Source organism: Spirochaetota bacterium (assembly GCA_030154445.1).
Lineage (GTDB): Bacteria > Spirochaetota > Brevinematia > Brevinematales > Brevinemataceae > Brevinema_A.
In genome coordinates, this window is record JAGUQW010000006.1 from 157,002 (window position 1) to 174,400 (window position 17,399).

At 29.1% G+C, this 17,399-nt stretch carries 15 protein-coding genes; 11 read left to right on the top strand and 4 right to left on the bottom strand.

Annotated elements, in window-relative coordinates; all coding sequences use genetic code 11:
- Positions 1 to 33: 33 nt before the first annotated feature.
- Complete coding sequence (gene murF, locus KFW21_03990; protein MDK2818595.1) at positions 34 to 1,392, top strand: UDP-N-acetylmuramoyl-tripeptide--D-alanyl-D-alanine ligase; 1,359 nt, start codon at positions 34 to 36, stop codon at positions 1,390 to 1,392.
- On the opposite strand, the gene KFW21_03995 is transcribed toward murF, so the two are convergent.
- Entirely contained in the window at positions 1,389 to 2,072 is a 684-nt protein-coding gene (locus tag KFW21_03995; GenBank protein ID MDK2818596.1) for a hypothetical protein, read from the bottom strand. The two genes, murF and KFW21_03995, sit on opposite strands and share 4 nt — an antisense overlap.
- Before the next feature lie 101 nt (positions 2,073 to 2,173).
- Here KFW21_03995 and KFW21_04000 point away from each other — a divergent pair, with 101 nt between their 5' ends.
- Both KFW21_04000 and KFW21_04005 read left to right on the top strand, forming a co-directional pair.
- The gene (locus KFW21_04000; GenBank protein MDK2818597.1) at positions 2,174 to 2,587 is read left to right on the top strand and encodes a hypothetical protein; all 414 of its coding nucleotides are present in this window, start codon (positions 2,174 to 2,176) and stop codon (positions 2,585 to 2,587) included.
- Positions 2,588 to 2,625: 38 nt separating this feature from the next.
- Positions 2,626 to 3,069 carry a hypothetical protein gene (locus KFW21_04005; protein ID MDK2818598.1) on the top strand — a complete coding sequence of 148 codons (444 nt, stop codon included), beginning with the start codon at positions 2,626 to 2,628 and terminating at the stop codon, positions 3,067 to 3,069.
- A 19-nt stretch (positions 3,070 to 3,088) separates the two neighbouring features.
- Here KFW21_04005 and KFW21_04010 read toward each other — a convergent pair whose 3' ends face one another.
- Positions 3,089 to 3,391, bottom strand: coding sequence for a NifU family protein (locus KFW21_04010; GenBank protein ID MDK2818599.1), 303 nt, complete (start codon positions 3,389 to 3,391; stop codon positions 3,089 to 3,091).
- 27 nt (positions 3,392 to 3,418) lie between these two features.
- Entirely contained in the window at positions 3,419 to 4,534 is a 1,116-nt protein-coding gene (locus KFW21_04015) for a cysteine desulfurase (GenBank protein MDK2818600.1), read from the bottom strand.
- Between the two features lie 188 nt (positions 4,535 to 4,722).
- Here KFW21_04015 and gpmI point away from each other — a divergent pair, with 188 nt between their 5' ends.
- Positions 4,723 to 6,363 (top strand): 2,3-bisphosphoglycerate-independent phosphoglycerate mutase, encoded by a 1,641-nt coding sequence (gpmI, locus tag KFW21_04020; GenBank protein MDK2818601.1) that lies wholly within the window; start codon positions 4,723 to 4,725, stop codon positions 6,361 to 6,363.
- 24 nt (positions 6,364 to 6,387) lie between these two features.
- Entirely contained in the window at positions 6,388 to 7,245 is an 858-nt protein-coding gene (locus tag KFW21_04025; GenBank protein MDK2818602.1) for a hypothetical protein, read from the top strand.
- Positions 7,246 to 7,623: 378 nt separating this feature from the next.
- On the opposite strand, the gene KFW21_04030 is transcribed toward KFW21_04025, so the two are convergent.
- Complete coding sequence (locus KFW21_04030; protein MDK2818603.1) at positions 7,624 to 9,423, bottom strand: hypothetical protein; 1,800 nt, start codon at positions 9,421 to 9,423, stop codon at positions 7,624 to 7,626.
- Positions 9,424 to 9,586: 163 nt separating this feature from the next.
- On the opposite strand from KFW21_04030, the gene KFW21_04035 reads away from it, so the two are divergent.
- The 6 genes from KFW21_04035 to KFW21_04060 all read left to right on the top strand — a co-directional run.
- Positions 9,587 to 11,209, top strand: a complete 1,623-nt coding sequence (locus KFW21_04035; protein ID MDK2818604.1) for a glycosyltransferase family 2 protein — start codon at positions 9,587 to 9,589, stop codon at positions 11,207 to 11,209.
- Positions 11,210 to 11,298: 89 nt separating this feature from the next.
- Positions 11,299 to 12,327 (top strand): rod shape-determining protein, encoded by a 1,029-nt coding sequence (locus KFW21_04040; GenBank protein ID MDK2818605.1) that lies wholly within the window; start codon positions 11,299 to 11,301, stop codon positions 12,325 to 12,327.
- Between the two features lie 74 nt (positions 12,328 to 12,401).
- Positions 12,402 to 13,214, top strand: a complete 813-nt coding sequence (mreC, locus tag KFW21_04045; GenBank protein ID MDK2818606.1) for a rod shape-determining protein MreC — start codon at positions 12,402 to 12,404, stop codon at positions 13,212 to 13,214.
- Positions 13,204 to 13,707 carry a rod shape-determining protein MreD gene (gene mreD / locus KFW21_04050; GenBank protein MDK2818607.1) on the top strand — a complete coding sequence of 168 codons (504 nt, stop codon included), beginning with the start codon at positions 13,204 to 13,206 and terminating at the stop codon, positions 13,705 to 13,707. The genes mreC and mreD overlap by 11 nt, the downstream gene beginning before the upstream one ends.
- Before the next feature lie 247 nt (positions 13,708 to 13,954).
- Positions 13,955 to 16,375 carry a leucine--tRNA ligase gene (gene leuS, locus KFW21_04055; protein ID MDK2818608.1) on the top strand — a complete coding sequence of 807 codons (2,421 nt, stop codon included), beginning with the start codon at positions 13,955 to 13,957 and terminating at the stop codon, positions 16,373 to 16,375.
- Position 16,376: 1 nt separating this feature from the next.
- A partial coding sequence (locus tag KFW21_04060) for a hypothetical protein (protein MDK2818609.1) occupies positions 16,377 to 17,399 on the top strand: 1,023 nt, incomplete at its 3' end.

Genomic DNA, 17,399 nt, shown 5'->3' on the forward strand with positions numbered 1-17,399 from the left:
ATCAATGAATCTTCAGATAAAGTTGGAGGAAAGATGTTAGGTGAATTAAAAACTATATTTGATAATAAATTTTTTGAGCAATCTTTGAAGACCAAAGCTATTAATAATAAAGAAATCGCGATAAAATATTTTACCAATGATGCCCGAATAATAGAAGATCCTTGTTTGCATTGTTTTATTGGAATCAAAGGATTGCAATTTGATGGCAATGATTTTTTTGATCAAGCCTATAAAGCTGGAGTGAGGGTTTTCATATTACAAAAATTACCAACAATAATTCCTGATGATGCTGTTATTTATTTTGTTTCGGATACCTTAGAGGCACTTGCTCAACTTGCTCATGAACACAAAAATATGCTTCAGATCCCGCATGTTTTGATTACAGGTAGTGTTGGCAAAACAACGACGCGTTTGATGTTAACTTATATCTTAAGAGAAAAATATGAGACACATACAGCAAAGAAAAATTGGAATAATGCTATCGGTACCCCTCTTACAATTTTGGAAACAGATAGGGAATCTAAAATATCTATTTTAGAAGCTGGAATGAATAGTAAAGGAGAGATTAGTCATCTTTCTAAAATGGTTAATCCTGAAATTGCTGTAATTACTAATATTGGATATAGTCATATTGAATTTTTAGGAAGTGTGGATCAAGTTGCTGAAGCTAAAATAGAAATAGTTGACGGTATGAATGACTCTTCTGTATTACTTATCAATAAACATGATCCTTATAAAATGTTATTTGAATCCAAAGCAAAAGGTAAGATAATCTATTTTGATCCTATGCAATTATATATTTTAGAAGATAAAGGATTGGATGGTTTTGAATTTGCCCACAAAGAGTATCCAAATCGTCATTTTTTCTGTCCTATTTCAGGAGAACACTTACTCTTGAATATATCTATTATTTTTGCGCTTATAGATATATTACAAATACCTCTGGAGTGTATTGAACAAGGACTTCTAAATATCAAAAACATAGATAATAGAATGAGAATTTTTTCTAATAAGAGAGGGGTTTCTGTAATTGCAGACTGTTATAATGCTTCTTTAGAATCATTTAAAGCCTCTTTGGATGTATTACAAAAATCTAAAGGAAGAAAAATAGCTGTCATAGGTAGTATCTTGGAGTTAGGTGATAGTACAGAGTTTATTCATAGAGAAATTGGTACTTATATAAATAAAATTAATCCTGATTTGGTATTAGCTGTTGGAGAAGATATGGGGTATACTTGTCAAGAATTAAAAATTCCCTATTGTCATTTCCAAACAAAAGAAGAAGTATGGTTTGTATTAGACAAAGAATTAAAATCAGGTGATACGGTGCTAATAAAAGCTTCTAATAAAATAGGATTAGATATTATTGTAAATTGTTTAGAAAACATTTAAGGAAGAGCAAAAGATTCTGTAGCAATACCTCCATTTTTAGAGATAATACGAACCCATACATGAACTAAGCCTGTAGGTACGGTAGTAGTTAGAGAATTATAAGTTATTAGAAAAGGATTTGAAAGTAAGGGAGCATTGTAAGTTTTAGACCCTAATAGTCCTTCAATTTCTATTCTATCTATAGGAGCTCCAGTATTATTTATTGTAATAGACATTTGTTCATTTCCAGCCCAACTACTACCAGCAGCTGGTTTTGTTGGAGTATACTCAAACAAATAACTTACGGAAAGTAATTTTATTGTTAAGGTGTATTTTTTAGAGATGGTAATACCATCAGTATTTTTATAACTTATATCAATATTATATTTTCCATGAGAAGTATTATAAGAACCACTATTTTTTATTGGAAAAACTTGAGATGTTAGAAATTCTTTAGGAGCTCCAACGGGTTCTATAGATATAGTATCTGTTGGGGTTTTGATCTCAATAGTTGAAACTCCTAAAGGGTCTTGAAATGCTAATTCTAATTTGATAGAATCAGTGAGTAAAGTTAATTTCGTAGAAGGTGAAATTAGATGAATATTAGGTTCAAAAATAGAATCAAGGTGATCTTTGGTAGTTTTTAAATCAAGTATAGAACAAAATGATGTTAATAATAATATAAAAATATATCTAAGCATATAACCTCTTTTTATAATATACAATGATTCGGTTTTTTCTTGATTAAATAAATATACTATTGTATAATAATAATAATTCAATTATTGGAAGGAGAATTTTAATGAAAAATATATTACTTATCATGTCAGTTTTTTTAATTGTATCCTGTGGTAGTGACGATAGTTCAGCTGAAACAGATATAGTTACAAATAAAAAATCTAAAGTTTTAGCAAAAATAAAAAATACCTATTGGGAAATGCCTACTTATAAATATGGAAATATCCGTATTAAAGATAATACAGCAACATCTTCTATGAGTGAAACTTCTTTTATCTCTAATGGTACTATTAGTATGTTAGACGAAGATGATGATTTCACTGTTTTTAATGTTTATAATTCTGAGAAAAACACAGTGTTTGGATTGTCTCTTGTAGACAAAGATACTATTAAAGTATCTGTTATTTCAGCTTCTAATTCTTTAGAAGGATATAAATCTAACCATGATGTTTTAGGTGTAATAATGAAAAAGAAATAAAAATAAAGCTCGAAAATTTTATTTTTTAGGATATAATAATGAAACTATATATTATATTATATTATATTATATTTCTAACTTCATGTATTGCCTATATTCCTATGAATGATAATAATTCATTATTAATGGAAAGAAAATTAGAGAATACAGAATGGCAAAGTAAGAAATCTGGTAATAAACAAAAAATTCATTTTTTATCTAATGAAATCAAATTAGGAGTAGGAAAATTATTAGGCACAACTAATACTCCATTTTCGTTAATAAATCAAGATCAAAATTATGCTCTCTATAGTATCTATGAAGATTATTTACCTAGTTTATTAGGTGTTATTCAAATTGATACAAAAACAATTCGTGTATTAATTTGGCAAGGTAATTCTTTACCTTTGAAACAAGAAATTATTGATAATATCAATCAATATGGTATAGAATTTAGTATCAAAAAGAAAAAAAACATTAAAAATCCTAAAAATTTATTTTAATTTTTAGGATTTTTTGTGATTATACTAAATCTAAATCTTTAAATAAAGCAGGAATGACTTCTATTCTTTCTGAAATTCTTACATGTAAAAATTGTTGAATAGCCATTAATGTACCTGTAGATGCACTAGGACAACCATTACATGCACCTAAATATTCAATGAATAACAATAGATTGTCCCCGTCTTCTTTAAGATCAATTAATTCCATATCTCCACCATCCATGATTAACATAGGGCGAACATGTTCATCTAATTCTAATTCTATTACTCTTAATTTTTGAACTAAGCTAAGTTCATCAAAATTCACATCTACTTTTTGCATATAGTAATCTCCTAAAATCGTAAAATATTAATTTAATAGTTTTGAAATATAATCTATCAATATTGTAATTTCTTCCAATGTAGTGAATTTAGAAGTACTTACTCGTACTCCTCTATTGGAGTCTGTTTGCAAAGATAAGTCTATAGTTTTGGTAGTACATGCAGATCCAGTTGAAACAGAAATGTTATTGTTATTAAGGTGCCAAACAAGATAATCATGATCTATTTGAGGAATATTAAAAAAAGTAGTATTAGGAATACGATCTTGATCTTTGCCATAAATAGTACAATTTGGAATTTGAGCAAGAAAATCTTCCAAATTGCTTCTTAATTGTAGCATAGAATCGCTATACAAGTCTAGTTTTTTTGTTGCTATTTTTAATGCTTCGCCCATTGCAATGATGCCAGCAACATTCAGCGTTCCCGAACGGAAACCTCCCATTTGTTCTCCTCCATGTAATAAAGGAATAAGAGGAGCAGAGTCTTTGATATATAATCCTCCAATTCCTTTTGGTGCATGGAATTTATGTCCTGAAAATGATAAATAATCAACATCAAGGTCATAAATATCAATAGGTATTTTACCAATAGCTTGAGTAGCATCTGTATGAATTAATATATTATTTTGATGACATATTTTAGCAATATCTTTGATTGGTTGAAGGATCCCTGTTTCACTATTTGCTAATCCAATAGATACTAATAATGTTTTTTCAGGTTGAAATTTGCTTTGAAAACTTTCTATAGAAACACTATTATTAATAGCGGGTAAAGAAATAATTTCTATACCGAATTTTTCCAAATAAGCTAAGCTTTTTCGTACCGCTGAATGTTCTACTGATGAAGTAATAATTTGGTTTTGAGAATTTTTATTTTTTATAAAATCAAATAAAATACTTTTATGTACTGTATTGATACTTTCTGTTGCACTAGATGTCATAACAAGAGTATCTTGTTCGGGAATATTAAGTGAGGCATACAATTGATCTGATGCCCGTGTCAAACCAACATGTGTCTCCAATCCTGTATTGTGGGAAGAGTTGGGATTGCCAAAGATCTGTTCCAAATAGGGGTACATAGTATTCAAAACATCAGGGTCTATAGGAGTGGTAGCATTATTATCTAAGTATATATTTTTGCTCATAAAAACAACTCCTTAATTAATTATTAGTTTAATTATAAGACTTATATACTTTATAAATCAAGATATATTTAAAATAAGTTATATTATATTATTATACTCTAGTCTTGCAATAAAATCATATTATAGTTATAATAATACATAGTACTAAATAATAATACAATATAATATTATAACATTTGGAGTTACTTATGAATTTGAAATTAGAAAAAAATGGATTTAAAAGACCTGGCCCTGTAGTTTTAGCAATTCTAGATGGTGTTGGTATAAGTGATAAAATAGATGGCAATGCTGTTGCTGGTGCATGTACTCCCGTATTAGATGCTTTAATGGAATCTGAAATTCATCGTTTATTAAAAGCTCATGGAACTGCTGTTGGTATGCCAACAGATGATGATATGGGTAATAGTGAAGTTGGGCACAACGCTTTGGGTTCTGGACGAATTTTTGCTCAAGGGGCGAAAAGAGTAAATCAAGCTATTACCGATGGTTCTATTTTTACAACAGAAACTTGGAACAAATTAGTAAAACAAACAATAGATAAAAATTCAACATTTCATTTTATAGGATTAGTTTCTGATGGTGGAGTACATTCTAATATTAAACAATTAATAGAAATGATCAAACATGCTGCTACTCAAGGTGTAAAAACACTCCGTGTCCATGCGTTGACAGATGGTAGAGATGTAGCTGGTCGTAGTGCTATTAATTATTTCAAAGAATTACAAGAAATTTTTGATACGATTAACACTCAAGATGGATTTAGTTATGCTATTGCTTCTGGTGGTGGAAGAATGCTTATGACTATGGATCGTTATAATGCTGATTGGGGTATGGTAGAAAAAGGTTGGAATGCTCATGTACATGGTCAAGCAGATCATACTTTTCCTTCAGCGATCAAAGCTATTGAAACATTTTATGCAGAAGATGCAAAAAGAAATGATCAATATGTTCCTGGATTTGTAGTAGTTGATAAAAATAATACTCCAATAGGTCGTATTCAAGATAATGATGCTGTTGTGTTTTTTAATTATCGTGGAGATAGAGCGATTGAAATTTCGATGGCTTTTACCTTAGATGAATTCAAATATTTTGATAGAGGTGTTAGACCAAATGTCTTATATGCTGGTATGATGCAGTACGACGGAGATCTAAAATTGCCAGAATTATTTTTGGTAGTTCCTCCAAAAATAGATAGACCTGTAGGGGAATATTTTGTCTCTAATGGATTATCAACAATGGCTATTTCTGAAACTCAAAAATATGGACATGTTACTTATTTTTGGAATGGAAATAAAAGTGGATATCTAAATGAAAAACTAGAAAAATATGTAGAAATAAAATCTGATAATATCCCTTTCGATCAAGCTCCAGCAATGAAAGCTGAAGAAATTGCTAACGAAGTACTAATAGCTATAGAAAGTGGTAAATTCAATCATATCCGTATTAATTTTCCTAATGGAGATATGGTAGGGCACACAGGTGATTATGATGCAACTGTATTTTCTATGGAAGTTACCGACAAACAATTGGGTAGAGTTTTGGATGCCGTAAAAAAAGCTAATGGGATTTTAATAGTCTTAGCTGATCATGGTAATGCTGATAAAATGTGGACTATAGATAAAAATACAGGAGAAAAGTCTCCTCATACTGCTCATACATTAGCTCCAGTACCTTTTATTATTTATGATCCTAATTATAATGGTGAATACAAATTAGCTACTATTGAAGAACCAGCAGGATTAGCGAATGTAGCAGCAACATTATGTAATCTCTGTGGCTTGGAAGCTCCAACAGACTATAATCCATCATTAATTACATTTACTAAATAGAAATTCTAGTATAAGGGTATGTTTATGAGAATATATGGACTTATTTTTTGTTTTATCTATTTTACATCTTGTTCACTTGATGACAATTTTTATCAAAATAAATCATTTCCAACAAGACCTCTACATGGATTTGATCGGGGTAATTTATTTCCACAGAGATTAGAACCAGGAGTTACTTTATTTGGAAATATGTGTACGATTCTTCGGACTAGGAAAGATTGGAATCCTGTTAATACAGATTTCAAAAAGACATATCCTTATTTTCAGATAGATTTATTATCTTTTATTAACTTTTCTGTATCTGGAGAATTTACATGGCAAGAAAGAATTATATTTGCAGATGCATTAGAATTAGTAATTTTTGTTATTAATCATCCTTTATTTGAAGAAAAAATGAAATTAAAAACTTTTTATAATAATAACAGAACAGAGCAAGTACTTCCAATAATTATTATTAATAACTTAAGAAAATCAATAATGACTTTTAGTATAAGTAAAGCAGATTTGGATAAAAATATTTTAGCACAAGCTACTGTCGGTGGTTTTCAACATACCATATGGTTTAGAACCGATGTTAACTATCAACAATACAATGTGATATCATTAGCGGTAATTTTAGCTCATGAATTGACTCATAATCTAGGGTTTTTACATACATCAAATGTTCCCCATGGAATTCAAGATCCTGTTATGGAAGTTATTAAAGAAGCATCGTTACAAGATGTTAATCTTTTTAAAAAGAATACTCCTTATTATGAAGAAATGTTCTTAAAACGGATCAGAAAAGAAGCTTATTCTAAAAGTTCCTCTCCTCGAGTGTCTACTAGAATTCAACAAGATACAGAAGAAGATTTTGGTGATACACTAAATAGGATTCGATAATAATATCAATATAATCAGAAAAGACATTGTAATCTACAATGTCTTTTCTGATTTATGAGTGGGCTAATATCTCAAAAATAATACTATCTAATCAAGAATAAGATAATTTATATCAAATTTCAATAACAATAGTATAAGTAAAGTAGCGTAGAAAAAATATTGTGGTAAAAATTACTTATTTATAGGGTCATATTTAGTTTTGTAGTAGTTTGTTAGAGGATAGGAATAGAGTATGACTATGTTTGTAGCTAAAAAAACTTTAAAACTGATGATATTTTTAATTTAATTACTTTAATTAGTCTTTAAAGCGTCATTAATAGATAAATAAATAAAAAAATCCCACCAAACGGTGGGATTTTTTGTTTTATAATATGTATTTTATATTCTTAAACGAGTAGCAATGTAAGTGATTTTTCCATCAATATCTACAGAGAAGAAAGATTCTTTAATACCAGGTTTTAAAGAACCTGTAACATTTGATAAGATGTGAGAAACAAGAACATAAATAGAACTGCCAGTTTCTACTTGAAATGGATTTTCACTTTCTACAGTAAATTTCACCATATTCAAATTTGTTCTAATATTAATTTCACCAACAGCTTTTTGACGACTTGCTAATGCTATTATTTGATGTCGAATATTTTGTTCATTGGTGTTAGGTGTGTAATAATTATCCATGTAGTTTTGTTGAGGAACTATTCTTTCAGGATCTATGGTATAGCTACTATTAGTTGAAATATCGATATTAATAGATCTAAAATCGTTCCAATTTATATCAATAGCAGTTCCTTCGGAATCTTTCATATTAAAGTTTGGAATATTAAAACTGTTTCGTGATACAGTATTTCCTTTTGCAATCAAATGTGGTACAAAATTCTTTGCGAAAATCTCTTTTGTATAAAGACTGAAAAGAGGCTCTTGTAGTTTGTTTTGAGTAATTATAGTCCAATCTATATATTCTGCATCGATTTTGGTAGGGATATTATTGGCACTTTTTGTAGTAATTTTGTCAATAATATTAGTATTTGTAATATTTTCTGTAGTACTATCTGTAGTCTCAGCAGCTTTTTCTGTTGTTGGTGTAACATTTTCTCCATTGAAATATGCTTTAATACCTGCTAGTAGTGTTTCTGTACCAATATTATACTGTGCAAGGTGAAGAAGAGCATAGTTATTAAAAATACCTTCTATATCAACATATTGTACAGAATTAGTTTCAAATCCTTTATTAAATAATTCTTGATAATAAGAAGTTCCAGGAACAAGTACTATTTTTCCAAGATCAGTATTTAAAGTTGGTGTTGATGTATTTGCAGTTTCTGTTGGTGTAGATTCGTCAACAGAAATGGAATTGGTATTAAGAGTAAGTGATGCTAATCTAAATACAGAATCTTTAAACATATTAAAAAAACGAGTACTGAGATTTTCTTTAGTTTTTTCCCATGCTATTATAATAGTGTCTTTCATTTGTTTTTCAGTGCCATTACCAGGGATATTAACGAATAGTTTTCCATTACTAAAAAAACTACTGGAAGTAATAAGAGGCATGTTGATAATAATAATTTCTTGAATATCTTTTTTCCCAAAGTAATCGTTAATATAATCAGTAATCTTTATAATATTATCAAATGATGTTTCAAATTTAGTAGCAGTATATAATGTTATTGGTAAAGATGTTTCAGAAGATATTTCTTTTGTATGATTAAAAACAAGAAGTTGAGGATTTTGAGAGTCCATGAAATTGAAAGTATTATTTTCATTACTCATATATGGATAAATAAGCATTCCTAATGTTGAGCCAAGGGTAGTAACAGTATATTCTGTGTCAATATCTTTAATAGTAGGATACCAATTTGTAGAAATACTACCTGATCCACCACGGCTAGATAATAATAAAGAATAAGTGAATCGTACCGTATATTCTTGATCTGTAGTTTCGTTGTTTGAACCTACACGAATACCGACGCGTATTTTTCCGCCACCAGTATTAAGATCATTTTGTTCTGATAAAGCAATAATTCTACCTCTTGCTGGTAGTATAATTTCAGCACTAGGACCTTTATAAATCGTAGTAAATTGAACTTCATTTGCTGATATTTTGTTATATTGCATTTGAAAAGACTGTCCATAAGTAATAGCATTCATAAATATAAATGTTACTAATAATAAAATTTTCATATTTTTTCCTCCGAAAAACTAATTATTCAATTAGAATTAACCTAGTATAGTATCGGATTTTTTAAAATTTATATTAGTGTTATTGCATGAGAATTACTTGTATTATTTTGATTTATTTATTTTACTATGTTATAATAAAATAAATAAATGTGGTTATGTGTTTATGGTGAAATTTTCTTTTGATAGTATTCAATCTGTTTTGCAAGAAATTCCTATGCAAATCAAACAAAAAAAACTATCTATTTTATTACCTTATTATAATGAAGAATCAGTGATTGTTCAAAATGTTCATATTATTGTGATGCAACTAATAGAGTGGGATTGGAATTTTGAAGTTATTATTTCTGATGATGGATCTCATGATAATGGATATAAGATTTTGTTGCAAGAATTTTCACAAAATCCCAAGATAAAAATTCTACGATCTTCGCGTAATTATGGCAAGGGTAGGGCTTTATGTACTGCTTTTGAAAAAAGTGAAGGTGACTATATTTTGTTTTTAGATAGTGATCTAGAATTGAGTATAAAACATTTACCGTATTTTATTCAAAAAATGAATCAAACTAATAGTGATATTATTATTGGATCAAAAGAAGATCCAAGATCTAATTTGAATTATCCTTTTATTAGAAAGCTATTTAGTAAAGTATATACTCTTATTAATAAAGTATTATTTAATTTATCTGTTAAAGATACGCAAACAGGAATAAAGTTATTTAAGAGAGAAATATTAGAAAAAACCCTACCATATTTATTAGTAAAAAGATTTGCATTTGATATAGAGCTATTAGCTTTGTGTCAATATAGAGATTATACAATAGAATCTCACCCTATAGTGTTACATTATGCAAGAGGGTCAAATATAGGCCGAATCAGTGTAGATACTATTCTTTCTATGTTCAAAGATACTATAGCTGTTTTTTGGCGTTTAAAAAGTAATTTTTGGGGAAGACTAGTATTTGGTAAAGAGCAACTTACTTATGCGGTGCTTTCTTTTGATCAGGCAGATAGAGATATAAAAGATACTTTTTATATCTCTACTACTAATGATATCTTAGCGCTACTTCCTAATCTAAAATCTTATGATATCATTATATTTAAAGAAATGGGTGATGAAATCCCTATATTTGCTCAAGATATCTTGAATAGAATTTTTGTTGATCCTAGTATTAAGGGTGTTCTACCGTTGTTACTTCCTTTAACACAAGATGTTTCAGAAGAATTGTATTATGCTATTGTTGGAAATATGTTTTTTTCAAAAGGTTATTATCCTAGATATAGACCTGTTCAGCAAGATTTTATTAATGATCTGAAAAAAGAAAGAGAATTATTTTCAACAACAATGTTTGTATATAGGCGAGAGTTTTTAGAAAATATTATTGAGCAACATAATAATGAATTTCCACTAAAAATAGACACTTTTTCTCATATAGTTCATACACCTTTTTATTTTATTCACAAACAATTTCCAAAAAACTACAAAGAATTTCAACAATTTATTCAAAATATACCGAATTGTGTGGTAGATATCAAAAAAAATATCAGCACTGTATATATGTTTGTAAAAGTACTTGCTATTGTTGCTATTTTTGTTCAAGAATACATACTCATACTGCCTTTAGGAATAATAGAAATAGGAATATATTTATGGTATATTTATTCATTAGGTATTAGAAAAGGAATACGATATGTTATATTATTTAATATAATTAGAATATTAAATGTTTGGGATACAATAATTTCTTTACTAAAAAGCTCATTCAGAATAATAAAAATAAATAAATAAAAATTTGAATTTTTATAGTAAGTGTTTTATACTAATATAATACAGTATAGAATCAGTTAATTTTGCTATACAAATGCAAGGGAGCATTCATGGATTTAATTAAAGGAATCAGAGATATTTTTATTAATGATATAGCTGTAGATTTGGGCACAGCTAATACTCTTATTTATGTAAGAGGCAGAGGCATAGAATTATCAGAACCTTCTGTTGTAGCATTACAAACAAGTACAGGAAAAGTGATTGCTGTGGGTAGAGAAGCTAAAAAAATGTTAGGAAAAACACCTGGTGATATTGTTGCTATTCGTCCCATGCAAGATGGTGTTATTGCTGATTTTGAAGTAGTTGGTAAAATGATGAAATACTTTGTTGCAAAAAGTCAACCTTATAAAAAACTTGTTTATCCAAGAATGGTCATAGGTGTACCATCAGGTGTTACCGAAGTAGAACGCAGAGCTGTTCGTGAAGCGGCAGAACAAGCTGGGGCAACTAAAATTCATTTGATTGAAGAATCTCGTGCAGCAGCCTTAGGTGCAGGAATTCCTGTTGAAGAGCCAGCAGGTCATATGGTTGTTGATATTGGTGGTGGTACTACAGAAGTATCTGTACTATCATTAGGTGGTATCGTTATTACTAATTCTATTCGTGTTGGCGGAGATAAATTTGATGAAGCTATTATTAATCATTTGAAACGATATCATAATTTAAGTGTGGGTGAACGAACGGCAGAAGAAGTCAAAATCAAAATTGGATCAGCATATCCATTAAAAACAGTAGAACATATTGATATTAAAGGTCGTGATACTATTTCAGGATTACCAAGAACACTAACTATTGATAGTGTTGAAATTAGAGAATCACTACAAGATGTTGTTAATCAAGTCTTGGATGTTATTCGTTTGACATTAGATCAAACTCCTGCAGAATTAGCAGCAGATATCATTGATCGTGGTATTGTAATGACAGGTGGTGGTGCACTACTTAGAGGTTTGTCCAAGTTTATTGCAAAAAATACCGGCGTTCCATCTTTTCTAGCAGATGAACCATTGACTTGTGTGGTTATGGGATGTGGTAAATTTTTAGAAAATATTAAATATTACGAAACTCCGTATTCAGTATAATTGTGCGCTTTTTTTTCATTCGTTATAAAATTCTCATCAGTGCTTGTACTTTATTATTAATTTCAGTATATTTTATGTCATCAAAAATAGATACAGATAAAATTTATTTAAGATCGCATTTTTATGGTTTTTTATTTAAATTTGAAAATTCTATTTTAGACATAAAAAATTCTCTTGTGAATGTTTTTATAAACACTAAAAATATTCGACAACTTGAAAAAGAGCTAGAAAATTCTGAACAAGAAGTTTTATATTATAAAGAATTATCTCGTTTGTATACTTATTTAAAAGAAGAAAATGATAATCTTCGTCAAATGCTCAGATTAAAACAAGAAATACAATATTCTGTACATTATAGTAAAGTTATTTTTAGAGATCCTTCATTAATGTCTGATTTTTTAGTTATTAATAAAGGTCAAAAAGATGGTCTTAAAATTAATATGCCTGTAGTATATTCATCAGAAAATACAGAAAAATTAATTTTAGTTGGTAAAACAGTTGAAGTTGGTTTGGATTATAGTAGAGTTAGAGTTATTACCGCAAAGAACTTTTTTGTGGGTGTTAAGTCCCAAGAGACGGGATATGCAGGTGTATTAAGAGGACAAGGTTCTTGGAATCAAAATCTTGCTTTGGATTATATTCCTATTGATGCTAATCCTATCTTAGGAGAAAAAATAGTAACTTCTGGTGGTAGTGATATTTATCCAGAAGGTTTGTATATAGGCGAAATTAAAGGTATAGGTCAAAATGTGATTGAAGAGTTCTTTAAAATATTATATATTGAGTCTAAATTTGAATATAGTAAAATATTAGAGGTTTTTGTGCTAGATTATGTAAATAACTACCCTGATTTTAATGAATTTAAGGATACTAATAATGGAATCTAAATATTTTTTTTCTATGTTATATCTTTTTTTAGGGATTTTTCTAGGATTAATGCAATCATTTCAAGTTATTTCTATAGGATCTGTTTCTCCTGATTTTCTCTTATTATTAACGATTGTTTATGCCTTATCAAGAGGTTCTTTTAAAGGAGAGATTTTAGGATTTTTTCTGGGATTAATCTTAGATTTAATGAGTGGTGCATTATTTGGACTTAATGCTTTTGTGTTTACTTTAGTAGGAGCGTGTGCTACTCCATTTCAAAAAATAGCAAAATTGCCAAACATTATTGTATTCATACTTTATATTATTCTTATTACTATAGTCAAATATATATTATATTATGTATTTTTTATTATATATAGAGAAACATCATTATTTGATTTCTATTTTTTCTTAAAAATACCGGGTGAAATTTTAATCAATATAATTTTTGGAAGTATATTATATATTATTTGTGCTCGTTTTGATATAAGAGAAAATTATGAATGGTTTTAACGAATCAATAATATATTGGAATAAAATTAACAATAAATATACGAAATATATAATTTATATTTAGAGAAGATATTTCAAATATAAATTATATTATACTGATTATAAACAAAAGAATACAAACATCTTAATAAACAAATAAAACCCTCGTTAGAGGGTTTTATTTTTAATATAATATATTTATAGTGTTAATAAAATACAAATAATTCCGATATTCAAAAGGTAAGATTACAATTACGAGGACTAACTTATGGCTTATGATTTTAAATCAATAGAACAAAAATGGCAAAAATATTGGTCAGATAATAATTCTTTTAAAGTTACTGAAGATCTAGCATTTCCTAAAGAAAAAAGAGCTTATTTATTAGATATGTTTCCCTATCCATCTGGAAATGGTCTACATGTGGGACATCCAGAAGGGTATACAGCTACAGATATTTATGGACGTTACTTGAGGATGAAGGGTTTTAATGTTTTACATCCTATGGGCTATGATTCTTTTGGTCTTCCAGCAGAACAGTATGCTCTCAAAACAGGGATACATCCTTTGATTTCGACAGAACAAAATATTATTAATTTTGAACGACAGATTAAAAGTCTTGGATTTGCTTATGATTGGGATAGAAAAGTTTGCACTCATAATGCTGATTATTACAAATGGACACAGTTTATTTTTTTAAAATTATTTGAAAAAGGTCTTGCTTACGAAGCTCAAATGCCAGTAAATTGGTGTGAAGAAAGTAGGACTGTCTTAGCTAATGAAGAAGTAGTCAATGGTAAATGTGAACGCACGGGTTATCCTGTAATCAAAAAAAATCTTCGTCAATGGGTACTTAAAATAACTGCTTATGCAGATAGATTGATTGAAGATTTGGATTTGTGTGATTGGCCGGATTCTATCAAATCTCTCCAAAAAAATTGGATAGGTCGCTCAAATGGTGCGGAAATTATTTTTACAGAAGAAAACTCCAATAAAACTATTACTGTTTATACAACACGACCAGATACTCTATATGGTGCTACTTATATAGTATTATCTCCTGGGCATAAATTGGTATCAATAATAACTACAGACAATCAAAAAAAATCTATTCAAGAGTATATTATAGCAACTCAATCGAAAAATGATATGGAAAGAACAGAACTTAATAAAGAAAAGTCAGGTGTTTTTACGGGTGCTTTTGCTATCAATCCTATTAATAATCAAAAAATACCTATTTGGATAGGAGATTATGTTTTGGAAACTTATGGGACAGGTGCTGTTATGGCGGTACCTGCTCATGATGAAAGAGATTATACTTTTGCAAAAAAATATGATTTACCTATTATTCCTGTGGTATCTCCTGATGGCACAAACGCACCAGATTTAACTGACAATGCCTATACTCAATATGGGTTTTCTTTTAATTCTGAAAAATTATCTGGTCTTGAAACAAAAATAATGCAACAAAAAATTATTGAAAAATTAGAAGCTCAACAAAAAGGAAAAGCCAAAGTACAGTACAAATTAAGAGATTGGATTTTTTCTAGACAGCGTTTTTGGGGAGAGCCTATCCCTTTGGTGCATTGTAGTACATGTGGAATTGTTCCCGTTCCTGAATCAGAGCTACCTGTATTATTACCTAATGTAAAAAAATTTTTCCCAGCTTCTACAGGAGAATCACCTTTGGCTGAAGTTGAGGAGTGGGTGAATACCTCTTGTCCAAAATGTGGAATAGAAGCAAAGCGTGAAACAAATACAATGCCTCAATGGGCAGGATCATGTTGGTACTATTTAAGATATATTGATCCGACCAATACTCAAGAATTTATATCTAAAGAAAAAGAAGAATATTGGATGCCTGTTAATCTTTATGTAGGTGGGCAAGAACATGCAGTACTCCATCTATTATATGCACGATTTTGGCATAAAGTATTATTTGACTGTGGTTTGGTTTCTACAAAAGAACCTTTCCATAAACTTGTAAATCAAGGAATGATTCTTGGTGAAAATAACGAAAAAATGAGTAAATCTCGTGGTAATGTTGTAAATCCAGATGATGTCGTAGCAGAATTTGGTGCGGATAGTTTACGCCTTTATGAAATGTTTATGGGACCTTTAGAAATGGGAAAACCTTGGTCTATGAATGGAATAAAAGGTATTAAAAAATTTTTAGATAGAGTTTGGCGATTATTTGAAGATCATGAAATTCTTTCTATACCAATGTCTCCAGAATTATTAAAATTAACTCATAAAACTATTAAAAAAGTATCTCATGATATTGAAACTATTAATCAATTTAATACAGCTATTTCAGCAATGATGATTTTGGTTAATGAGCTAACAACAAAAAAAGAAATTTCGAGAGATTGTTTAGAAATTTTAGCAAAATTATTAGCGCCTTTTGCTCCTCATATGGGAGAAGAATTGTGGGAAATACTAGGCCATCCACCTTTAATTGCAAATCAAAAATATCCAGAATATGATGAATTATTAACTATTGATGATGAGATTGAATTTGTTATTCAAATTAATGGTAAAAGTCGAGATAAGATTATTGTTGCTAAAAATCTTTCAAAAGAAGAGTTAGAAAAAAAAGGTTTAGAATTAGTAAAAGATAGAATACAAGGTAAAGAAATTATTAAATGTATAGTTGTTCCTAATAAATTATTAAATGTTGTGGTAAAATAATATGATAAAAAATAGCATTCTAGGATTCTTTTTTGTTTTAACTCTTATTAGTGTACCAAATTTTTCTCAAACACTAGATCAACAATTGAGAAAAGCACAATCTGTAGGTCAAGTTACTGAAGAAGAAGTTAAAAAAATAATCGAAGCTGCTAGAAATCCTATAACTATGTCTAATATAAATACAAAACAATTTTTTAAAACAGCTCCGGAAGGAATTAGCTCTCTATTTTCTATACCGGAATTAATAGAAGAAGTTAAAATGGGTTTTCTTACTGTTTTTTATCCTAAAGGTTATGGAAAAAATCCTCTCCATTATGGTATTTGGAATGCAATTCCTTTTGTGGTTTTTGATAATAATACTTTAGAATTAAGATTTGGATTGATTTTTGAACATAGACAAGTGGGTTTTGTTCCTGATAATTGGGTAAGCACTTCTATTACTGGTAAAGGTTTTCCTGAAATTAATTTTCTTATTCCGGATTCTAAAACTTTTTTAAGTTTTGCTCATGGTAGTTCGCAATGGCGTTCTACAGTTTTATTAACAGATGCTCAAATAAAAAATTTGGAATTATACACTAAAGATAATGTTAGCCAAGATCCTACAGCTAATATTTTCACTGTTAGTCATCGCTTTGTTGATAGTAGTTCACGACCTTATCTTATTGGAGTAAAGCATAAATATTTTTTTAAGATGATGTTAGAAATGTATAAATATATTGCTAAAAATCCTACAATAAAAACATTTAAAGGTTCGGATGAATTTCCAGCTGGAGCGTTTTTTGATGAATTATCAATTAAAAATGTAATAACACAAGAAAAAGAAATTGTTGAATCTGTCATTGAAAATGAAGGCGGAGACGAAGGATATGAAGAAGGCGGAGACGAAGGATATGAAGAAGGCGGAGATGAAGGATATGAAGAAGGCGGAGATGAAGGATATGAAGAAGGCGGAGATGAAGGATATGAAGAAGGCGGAGATGAAGGATATGAAGAAGGCGGAGATGAAGGATATGAAGAAGGCGGA

Excerpts from the sequence above, each read along its gene's own strand:
- murF (MDK2818595.1), top strand. The coding sequence starts at position 34 with ATGTTAGGTGAATTAAAAACTATATTTGATAATAAATTTTTTGAGCAA.
- KFW21_03995 (MDK2818596.1), bottom strand. The coding sequence starts at position 2,072 with ATGCTTAGATATATTTTTATATTATTATTAACATCATTTTGTTCTATA.
- KFW21_04000 (MDK2818597.1), top strand. The coding sequence starts at position 2,174 with ATGAAAAATATATTACTTATCATGTCAGTTTTTTTAATTGTATCCTGT.
- KFW21_04005 (MDK2818598.1), top strand. The coding sequence starts at position 2,626 with ATGAAACTATATATTATATTATATTATATTATATTTCTAACTTCATGT.
- KFW21_04010 (MDK2818599.1), bottom strand. The coding sequence starts at position 3,391 with ATGCAAAAAGTAGATGTGAATTTTGATGAACTTAGCTTAGTTCAAAAA.
- KFW21_04015 (MDK2818600.1), bottom strand. The coding sequence starts at position 4,534 with ATGAGCAAAAATATATACTTAGATAATAATGCTACCACTCCTATAGAC.
- gpmI (MDK2818601.1), top strand. The coding sequence starts at position 4,723 with ATGAATTTGAAATTAGAAAAAAATGGATTTAAAAGACCTGGCCCTGTA.
- KFW21_04025 (MDK2818602.1), top strand. The coding sequence starts at position 6,388 with ATGAGAATATATGGACTTATTTTTTGTTTTATCTATTTTACATCTTGT.
- KFW21_04030 (MDK2818603.1), bottom strand. The coding sequence starts at position 9,423 with ATGAAAATTTTATTATTAGTAACATTTATATTTATGAATGCTATTACT.
- KFW21_04035 (MDK2818604.1), top strand. The coding sequence starts at position 9,587 with ATGGTGAAATTTTCTTTTGATAGTATTCAATCTGTTTTGCAAGAAATT.
- KFW21_04040 (MDK2818605.1), top strand. The coding sequence starts at position 11,299 with ATGGATTTAATTAAAGGAATCAGAGATATTTTTATTAATGATATAGCT.
- mreC (MDK2818606.1), top strand. The coding sequence starts at position 12,402 with ATGTCATCAAAAATAGATACAGATAAAATTTATTTAAGATCGCATTTT.
- mreD (MDK2818607.1), top strand. The coding sequence starts at position 13,204 with ATGGAATCTAAATATTTTTTTTCTATGTTATATCTTTTTTTAGGGATT.
- leuS (MDK2818608.1), top strand. The coding sequence starts at position 13,955 with ATGGCTTATGATTTTAAATCAATAGAACAAAAATGGCAAAAATATTGG.